The 1,062-nt window shown below is 34.0% G+C and carries 3 protein-coding genes; 2 read left to right on the top strand and 1 reads right to left on the bottom strand.

Going from position 1 to position 1,062, the window contains the following annotated elements:
* Positions 1 to 212: 212 nt before the first annotated feature.
* Entirely contained in the window at positions 213 to 440 is a 228-nt protein-coding gene (locus CQA49_RS09760; protein ID WP_115575751.1) for a hypothetical protein, read from the top strand.
* Positions 427 to 705, top strand: coding sequence for a type II toxin-antitoxin system YafQ family toxin (locus CQA49_RS09765; RefSeq protein ID WP_115575752.1), 279 nt, complete (start codon positions 427 to 429; stop codon positions 703 to 705). Before CQA49_RS09760 ends, CQA49_RS09765 begins: the two co-directional genes overlap by 14 nt.
* A 2-nt stretch (positions 706 to 707) precedes the next feature.
* Here the strand turns inward: CQA49_RS09765 and CQA49_RS10195 are convergent.
* The coding region (locus CQA49_RS10195) for a hypothetical protein (protein WP_115575753.1) at positions 708 to 1,062 on the bottom strand (355 nt) is incomplete at its 5' end.

A 1,062-nucleotide genomic window follows, 5' to 3' on the forward strand; every position in this document is an offset into this window, starting at 1 on the left:
AGACTTTAGACAGCAAAGCCCAAGTAGAGCAAATGCGTTTGAAAGACAATATAATGCTTTACATCAGAATCCTTTGGGAAGTAATGGGGGGATAGTTGAGATGGGGATAGGAGGTATCAGGTAATAAATTTCTCTTATTGTTTTAAATTTGCGTTTTGTGGTGCAAATTTAAGATACAATACCAAGCAATAAACTAAGGATAGGGGCGACAAATGACTTTAGTAATCGAAAATGTAAAAGATGAGTTTTTGCCAGCTTTCAAAGGGCTTGCCAAAACGCTTAATGTCAAATGCAAAATCCAAAAGTCTAAGCAGGATTCTTTAGAGCAAGAGATTCTCTTGGAACGCAAACAAATAAAAAAGCAGATTCAAAGCGGTAATGCGAAAATCTTTAAAAATCATCAAGAATTTAAGCAAGCATTGCAAAATGGCGAAATATAGCATTATCTATTTTAAGAGTTTTGTAAAAGATTATAAAAAGCTCAACGCAAAGGAGCAGGCTTTGGTTGATGAAGTTATTACAAGCCTTGCTAATGATGAAAATCTGCCTGCTAAATACAAAGATCATCAGCTTAAAGGTGAGCTAAAAGATTTCAGAGAATGCCATGTGAAGCCTGACTTGCTTTTAATCTATGAAAAAGAGGAAAATATTTTACTTTTAAGCATTGCTCGTGTTGGCTCACACAGTCAGCTTTTTAAAAAATAATGCTATTGAATAACTCTATATTCATTTGCTTCTTTTGCTTCACTCATATCTTTTTTATTTAAAGCTAATAATTCTTGATATTTCGGATTCTTAGCTTCCTCTCTATTCTCATCAGCCCACATACTTGTTATAATTTGAAGTTTTCTAAATGAAATTATTTTCAATTCTCCGCTCTCAATTAAATCTGCCTGCATATCTTGAGTAATATCAGGATAGATGGGCTGTTTATTTAAAGTAAGTAGGTTATATCCTTTTTCGTGACTTCTCAACCTCTCAACAACCTTTGCCTTTGCTGCACTATCCCACGCATTCCAATACATCTCATCATTGATTCTCTTTAGTTCTTTCTCATCGAAG

This window comes from Helicobacter sp. MIT 00-7814, from assembly GCF_003364115.1.
In the GTDB taxonomy this organism is placed as follows: domain Bacteria; phylum Campylobacterota; class Campylobacteria; order Campylobacterales; family Helicobacteraceae; genus Helicobacter_F.